The sequence below is a fragment of the Parafrigoribacterium mesophilum genome (assembly GCF_039652555.1).
Classification (GTDB): Bacteria; Actinomycetota; Actinomycetes; order Actinomycetales; family Microbacteriaceae; genus Parafrigoribacterium; species Parafrigoribacterium mesophilum.
The window spans coordinates 1-6,248 of the sequence record NZ_JBDJAF010000008.1; the positions used below are offsets into that span (position 1 = coordinate 1).

The following is a 6,248-nucleotide window of genomic DNA, read 5'->3' on the forward strand; positions in this document are numbered from 1 at the left end:
GCACCAACCCACGTCCGGCGCAACGACTTCACGTCGTCCTCCAGAAACTGCAACGGCTGCTCCATAACCCCAACAATCCCACCAGCCACCGACATCCCAACCCCCAAAAACCAGCAAAACCACCCCCCTACCAACCCAGCTACAACACCGTTACCAAACCGTTATATTTGCGGCAAAGCGGGCGCGATCGGGCGTTGGTACGAGAGCGGTTCCGGCCGTGGAAGCGTGGCCGTGACCTGGACCGCAGGGCCCTTGAATCACCCTGCCCCGCCTGTACTCTGAGCGGGTCGATGGCTGCCGCCGAGGAGGTACGCATGGCCGGAAGCAACCGCAGAATCGTGGAACGGGCCGGGCCCTGGGGCTTCGTATTCCTTTTGGCGTATGTGGGAGCCGCCATCTACTTCGTGTCCGAATCCGACGGCAGTTTTAGGCACGTGATCCTAGGACTGCTGCGGGCCCTGGTCTGGCCCGTCTACGTCGTCTATCACGTGCTGACGCTCATCGGCGCTTAGCGCATCCGTGCTGACACGCGTCACGCCCGCTTGCTCAGATGCACCACTCCAGCGGGCACGGGAACATTGTCCAGCACGAAGCCCGCGCGCTGGTAAATGTCGATATTGCGAAGGCTCCGAGCCCCGGTGTACAGCGTGATCTGCTGCACTGGCGTCGGAACCTGCTGCTCCGCGTAGTGCAGGAGCCAGCGCCCGATGCCGTGGCCTGCGTAGTCTGGGGCGACCATCAGGCGCCCGATCTCCCACTCGTCCCCCTGCGTGCGAGCCCGCACCGCACCGACGAGACGCCCGCCGTCCCGCAGGCACCACACCGACCACTCCTCGATCCAGGCGACGACGTCCGCGAAATCTTCCTGGAGCGCCGGAATCTCCATGGTCTCGTTCGAGAACGCTTCCTGCATCCAGCAGCAGCGTTGCAGCACCAGCAGCTCTGCCGCATCCGAACCGTCGGCGCGGTGCAGATCGATACCCGCCAACGGCAGCGAATCGGTAGGAACGGATGTTCTGCGCATCGGGCGCAGGGTCGTCGCGAGGCGGGTGATCTCCTCCAGCACGCCGAGTGCCCTGGCGTCGCGCACCGGGTTCGGGCGCATGGCTCCATCCCGCGTCTCATCGGTGATGCGCAGCGCGACCGTGGCGCCACACGGGACCATCCGCAGCGTGGTGGCGACCTGCTTGCTCATCTGCACACCGCGGGTGCCTGCGGACGTGTTGCCGTAGGAAACGAAGGCGATGGGTTTCCACGCCCACTCGCGGTGCAGGTAGTCGAAGGCGTTCTTGAGCGTCGCCGGCATCCCGTAGTTGTACTCGGGGGTGACCACGATCACCGCATCGACGGCATCAACCCGCCGGGACCAGGCCCGGGTGTGCTCGTGCTGGTAGTGGCCGGCGGACGGGTGCTCCGGCTCGTCGAGGAAGGGTAGCTGGAGCTCCGCGAGGTCGACGAGATCGTAGGTAACCCCGAGTTGCTGAGCTCGTTCGCCTGTGGTCTGGAGGAACCACTCAGTGATTGCTGCGCCGATGCGGCTGGGCCGGGTGCTGGCGCCAATGACGAGGACGCGCACTGGATTTATCTGTGACATGTAAACGAAGCTTAGACTATCGATTACATGTAACCAACTGTAGGGTGTGCGGTGTGACGAAGACTCGGTGGCTGACGGCGGATGAGGAGCGCGCCTGGCGGGCGATCAACCGCTTGCTCGTGGCCCTGCCCGCCCGCCTCGGCCGCGATCTCGCTGCCCAGGGGCTCTCCACGCCGGACTATGAGGTGCTCAGCACGCTCTCGGAGAAGGCGGATGGCCGGTGGCCGCTGAAGGAGATGGCCGCCAAGATGGAGTGGTCCCGAAGCCGGCTCTCGCGGCATGTGTCGCGGATGGCCGACCGCGGCCTCGTCGAGAAGCAGGCCGATGCCTCGGATGCGCGTGGTTGCCTGCTACGTCTCAGCGAGTCTGGTCGGTCGGCGCTGTCCCGGGTCGCACCGCACCATTTGCACTCGGTGCGCGCGCGGCTGATCGATCACCTTACCCCGGCGGAGTTGGCCAGCCTCGAGCGGATCTCGAACCGGATCGCCGACCTCCCGGCTGGCCTCGAGTAATCGCGCTGACCGCGAGGACAGCATCCTTGGGCTACCCCAGAGTCGCGGTGACGAATTCGCCGCGCGCTCAAGGTCCGGCGTGTTGGGCAGCGGAACCGAGCGTTCCAGCACGGCCCGCGAACCGGGGCTCGATAACCGGGCGATGCCCTGGTTCGTATTCACGTCGGATCATTGACCCAGTCTGCCGCGACGTCATGGCTTACGACGACGACTACTACTACGCTGTGCAGATGTCCTCCGACCTCCGGCTGCGCGACGGACGCATGCTGCGCATCCATGACAGTGGTGAGGTCGGCGACGGTTCTCCTGCCGCGTTCACCATTTTCTGGCATCACGGCTCCCCGCAGACCGGTGCGGCGCTCGAGCCGCTGCTGGATGCCGCCGCCAAACGCGGAGTCCGCCTCGTATCTTATGCGCGGCCTAGCTACGGTGGGTCCACCCGGCAACCTGGACGGAACGTCGCCTCGGCGGCATCCGACGTGGAGCAGGTTGTCGATGCGCTCGGCATCGAACGATTTGCCGTAATGGGCGCCTCGGGCGGCGGGCCGCACGCGCTCGCCTGCGCCGCTCTGCTGCCCGAGAGGGTGTCGGCGGTGGCGTGCCTGGCGAGCCTTGCCCCGTTCGGCGCCGAAGGACTCGACTACTTCGGCGGCATGATCGGCGACGGAGCGGCTTTGCGCGCTGCTGTGGCCGGCCGGCAGGCGCGGGAGACCTTCGCGCAAACGGAGGTATTTGATTCTGCAACGTTCACTGCTGCCGACTACGCCGCGCTTGATGGACGCTGGGCATCGCTTGGATCGGATGTCGCTGTCGCGTCGAGTGCTGGGCCTGACGGCTTGATCGACGACGATGTAGCCTACGTGCAACCTTGGGGATTCGATTTGGCCGACATCAGCGCGCCCGTCCTGTTCGTGCAGGGCGGCGAGGACCGGGTCGTGCCGCCCGCGCATGCCGACTGGCTGGTGCGTCATTGCTTGCGGCCGGAACTGTGGCTTCGACCGCGCGATAGTCATATCTCCGTGCTCGACGCGTGCCCCTTGGCGATGGACTGGCTGCTGGAACGTTCCTGAGTCCCTTCGCGAGTCACCGACATCCACGGTGAGGACTGGCGAGGGGCCTGTGTGCTGCCCTAGGCGCTGGCTGGCGGCTGACTGACCTGCACCGCCGGCACCGATCGTGGATACCGAGCGAGCTTGGGGAACCAGGATGTGTCCGGCACCCTCGCCAACACGGACCCGGCGACCACAGTGATCAGCACGTATGCGGTGGCTAGTGGCGCCAACTGTGGCTCCACGCCGGCGCCAACCGCGAGTCCGGCGATGACGATGGAAAACTCACCGCGTGGAGTGAGCACGAATCCGGTGCGCCAACGGCCCGGTACGCCGATTCCGGCTCGCTTGGCAGCCAGGTAACCGCTCATGACCTTGGTGCCGATCGTGAGCGCGGAAAGTATCAGGGCCGGGACGAGCACCGGCCAGATGCCGGCCGGATCGGTCACCAGACCGAAGAAGACGAAGAAGATGGCGGCGAACAGGTCCCGCAGCGGCGACAGCAGTTGGGTCGCGTTATGGGCAACGGGTCCGGAGAGCGCAATCCCCACAAGGAAGGCGCCGACCGCGGCGGACACACTCACCTGCTCGGCCAATCCGGCCACCAGCATCGTCAGACCGAGCACACCGAGGAGCAGCGGCTCCGCGTGATCCACCGTGAACAGTCGCGACACCAGGTGGCCGAACCGAAGCGCGATCACCAGGATGACGAGCACGACGCCGACGGCGATGACAAGCGCAATGGCACCCTGCAAAAGAGCCGCCCCGATCACCAGAGCGGAAAGCACCGGCAGATAGAACGCCATCGCGAGGTCTTCGATAACCAGGATGGACAGCACCACCGGTGTCTCGCGGTTGCCAACGCGACCGAGGTCGCGAAGCAGTTTCGCGGTCACGCCCGAGGACGATACCCAGGTGATCCCCGCCATGGCCACCGCCGCGATCGGTCCCCAGCCGAGGATCAGTGCAAACGCCGCACCGGGTACGGCATTGAACAGGGCATCGAGCATTCCCGCCATTCGGGAGCGTTTGAGACTGCCGATCAATTCTTCCGGGGAGTATTCCAGCCCCAACATGGCTAGGAGCAGGATGACGCCGATCTCCGCGCCGATCTCGAAGAAGTCCTGGCTCGCAGACATCTCGAGCGCACCGCCGGTACCAAGGACAAGCCCGGCAAGCAGATATAAGGGGATTGGTGAGATGCCGAAGCGCATGGAGAGCCGCCCGAGCAGGCTCAGGCCGAGAAGCATTCCACCGACCTCGACGAGAATCACAGTTGTCTCGTTCATAGGGTCGGCATCCGCTCAGCCTGTGCTGGAGGCGATGAGGTCGGCCAGCGAATCCAAACCCTGTCGTGTGCCGACCGCAACGAGCGAGTCCCCCGCCTCGATTACATCGTTCGGAGTGGGGGATGCGATGACCTGTTTGTCGCGCACGATGGCCACGATGGATGCGCCGGTTCTGCTACGCGCTTGGGTGGCCCCGAGCGGGCGACCGGCATAGTTGGAGTCCGTCGGGACCAGCAAGTGCTCCGTGAACAGGCCGGCAGCTTCATCCGTGAGTTCGGTGAGTTTGCTGAGCATGAACGAGGCGCCCAGGATGTCGGACAGCGTCGCAGCCTCGGCGTCGCTCATCGGGATGGAGAACGCGCACGCATCCGGGTCTTGGATATCGAAGATCGACAGCTCGCGGCTGCCGTCCCGATACGTGACAACACCGATGCGCCGGCCCCGCGCGGTCACCAGATCGTGCCGGACTCCGATGCCTGGCAGGTCGGTTTTCTCAATGCGCACGCCCATGCCGCAACGCTACCAGGGCGGCTTGTCCAGTGACATCCAGACTCGGCAGTTGGCCGAGAGCTGGTTCGGTCGGTCACCCCCTGGCCCCGGATCGCCCCGCAGCGTAGCGTGAATCCTCTCGCCGACATTGGTGTCGGGGCGCACTCGATGGATGGATCGGGCAATGGGCTGGAAACTCTACGATCTGACGGCGCGGACCGACGGGCCGCACGCCACCTTCGGACCGGCGGCCTACCTCTTCGCCCAGTCCACCCGGCACGCGGTGTACCAGGGCTTCACGTCGGCGGGCGGGTCCACAGGCCGCCTCTACGAGCTCTACTGGACGCCGGACAACGATCAGTGGCGCATCACCGATCTGATGGATGCCGCGGACGCGCCCGCCGCCACCGGGAATCCGACCGCTTACATCCACGCGACCACCGGCTCCCAGCACATCCTGTACATCGGCGGGTTGTTCGACGGACACGTGCACGAACTGTACTGGAGGCACGGCGATTGGAAACACCACGATCTCACTACCGCGACAGGCGCTCCTCTGGCGTTGAGCGGTCCGAAGGGTTACGAGTTCTTCGCCGAGGGTACCCAGCGCGTGGTGTACCAGGGGCAGGACCTGCACATCCATGAACTGTGGTGGCGCGATGACGGTACCGGCTGGCATCGTGGCGACCTCACCGCCGTGACTGGCGCTCCCCTCGCCGACGGTGAACCGTTCGGTTACGTGTTTGATCAACAGGGTACCCAGCACGTGGTGTACCTCGGTAAAGACGCCCACATCCACGAGCTCTGGTGGCAGGCCGGCGCCTGGCACCACAATGACCTCACCCAGTCCGCGGGGGCGCCGCCCGCTGCCGACGACCCCACCGGATACGTGTTTCGCGGCCAACAGACCCAGCACGTCAATTTCCGGGGAGCCGATGGCCACATCCACGAGCTCTGGTGGCAAACCGGCAGCTGGCACCACGCCGACCTCAGCGGACTGACCGGCGCTCCGGCGACGTACGGCGGCACCGTCCCCTCCGGATACGCCTTTGAAGCTCAGCCCCGGCAGCCCGAGGCGACGCAACATGTGCTCTACGCGGGCGTGGACAATCACATCCACGAACTGTGGTGGAACTCCACCGGCTGGCACCACCACGACCTGACCGGGGCTCCCTATGCGCCGAGCTCGATCAGCAATCCGGACGGGTTTGTCGAGGTCGATACCGCATCACAACACGTGTACTACACCTCGGCCGATCACCACATTATCGAGCTCGTGTGGAGGCCCGTCTGACTAGCTGCCGCCTCGGATCAC

Annotated in this window: 7 protein-coding genes; 4 read left to right on the top strand and 3 right to left on the bottom strand. The window is 65.4% G+C overall.

From position 1 onward, the window contains the following. Positions 1-314 precede the first annotated feature (314 nt). The gene (locus tag ABFX56_RS15665; protein WP_346234299.1) at positions 315-512 is read left to right on the top strand and encodes a hypothetical protein; all 198 of its coding nucleotides are present in this window, start codon (positions 315-317) and stop codon (positions 510-512) included. Positions 513-532: 20 nt separating this feature from the next. Here the strand turns inward: ABFX56_RS15665 and ABFX56_RS15670 are convergent, their stop codons facing one another. Next, positions 533-1,594: a GNAT family N-acetyltransferase gene (locus ABFX56_RS15670; protein WP_346234300.1), complete on the bottom strand. Its 1,062-nt coding sequence runs from the start codon at positions 1,592-1,594 to the stop codon at positions 533-535. Positions 1,595-1,647: 53 nt separating this feature from the next. On the opposite strand from ABFX56_RS15670, the gene ABFX56_RS15675 reads away from it, so the two are divergent. Then, entirely contained in the window at positions 1,648-2,106 is a 459-nt protein-coding gene (locus ABFX56_RS15675) for a MarR family winged helix-turn-helix transcriptional regulator (protein WP_346234301.1), read from the top strand. Between the two features lie 194 nt (positions 2,107-2,300). Continuing rightward, entirely contained in the window at positions 2,301-3,176 is an 876-nt protein-coding gene (locus ABFX56_RS15680; protein WP_346234302.1) for an alpha/beta fold hydrolase, read from the top strand. A 59-nt stretch (positions 3,177-3,235) separates the two neighbouring features. Here ABFX56_RS15680 and ABFX56_RS15685 read toward each other — a convergent pair whose 3' ends face one another. Together ABFX56_RS15685 and ABFX56_RS15690 are read right to left on the bottom strand one after the other, a co-directional pair. After that, positions 3,236-4,444 carry a cation:proton antiporter gene (locus tag ABFX56_RS15685; protein WP_346234303.1) on the bottom strand — a complete coding sequence of 403 codons (1,209 nt, stop codon included), beginning with the start codon at positions 4,442-4,444 and terminating at the stop codon, positions 3,236-3,238. Between the two features lie 15 nt (positions 4,445-4,459). Continuing rightward, positions 4,460-4,954 (bottom strand): cation:proton antiporter regulatory subunit, encoded by a 495-nt coding sequence (locus ABFX56_RS15690; protein ID WP_346234304.1) that lies wholly within the window; start codon positions 4,952-4,954, stop codon positions 4,460-4,462. Positions 4,955-5,117: 163 nt separating this feature from the next. Between ABFX56_RS15690 and ABFX56_RS15695 the strand changes: the two genes are divergently transcribed. After that, a complete protein-coding gene (locus ABFX56_RS15695) occupies positions 5,118-6,227 on the top strand; it encodes a PLL family lectin (protein ID WP_346234305.1) in 1,110 nt (369 codons plus the stop codon). The last annotated feature ends 21 nt before the right edge of the window (positions 6,228-6,248 follow it).

Coding starts and splice junctions, on each gene's coding strand:
- ABFX56_RS15665 (WP_346234299.1), top strand. CDS start 315: ATGGCCGGAAGCAACCGCAGAATCGTGGAACGGGCCGGGCCCTGGGGC.
- ABFX56_RS15670 (WP_346234300.1), bottom strand. CDS start 1,594: ATGTCACAGATAAATCCAGTGCGCGTCCTCGTCATTGGCGCCAGCACC.
- ABFX56_RS15680 (WP_346234302.1), top strand. CDS start 2,301: ATGGCTTACGACGACGACTACTACTACGCTGTGCAGATGTCCTCCGAC.
- ABFX56_RS15685 (WP_346234303.1), bottom strand. CDS start 4,444: ATGAACGAGACAACTGTGATTCTCGTCGAGGTCGGTGGAATGCTTCTC.
- ABFX56_RS15690 (WP_346234304.1), bottom strand. CDS start 4,954: ATGGGCGTGCGCATTGAGAAAACCGACCTGCCAGGCATCGGAGTCCGG.
- ABFX56_RS15695 (WP_346234305.1), top strand. CDS start 5,118: ATGGGCTGGAAACTCTACGATCTGACGGCGCGGACCGACGGGCCGCAC.